Below are 505 nucleotides of genomic sequence, written 5' to 3'. Positions count from 1 at the left end.
TCCAGTTCCTGAAGAAGTGCCTGTACCGATTATTTTAGGCAGGGATACTTCCCTTACGGTTAATTCCGCTTCAGGGCCTCTTTCTGCCATATCGCAGAATGAAGAAATTGCAACCGTGCAGGTGAACGGAAATATTATTCTGATATCGACACATAAGCTCGGATCTACAAACATCAGGGTGATGGATAACGCCGGAACCGATAAGGTGATAATGAAAGTTGATGTTCAAAGAGGATATGGTGTTCACAGAATAACATCTTACATGACGTCTGTGCAGGCCAGCGATCCTTTGATAAAAAAGCGGATCGAAGATGAACTAAACGCTATCAGTCCTTTACCTGTCAATGCTGCTTACGGGTTTAACCTCACAGGGGAACAATCCCCACTGTATGTTTTTCCGGATGGGCTGGATGGACAGATGCTTGAGGGCACTATTTCCTGTGACTCTCAAACACGTATATGTCTTTTGAAATATAGTGGTCAGATTTTTGAATATGTCGTTATG

The 505-nt window shown here is 43.2% G+C and carries 1 protein-coding gene; it reads left to right on the top strand.

What is annotated here, in order from left to right; translation table 11 throughout:
• Positions 1–505 (top strand): hypothetical protein (locus ACNOHI_RS25690; protein ID WP_420477550.1); only part of this gene is annotated, 505 nt, incomplete at both ends.

This window comes from Noviherbaspirillum sp. ST9 (genome assembly GCF_048799745.1).
Classification (GTDB): domain Bacteria; phylum Pseudomonadota; class Gammaproteobacteria; order Burkholderiales; family Burkholderiaceae_D; genus Noviherbaspirillum.
This window is presented reverse-complemented; position numbering and strand designations above follow the sequence as displayed.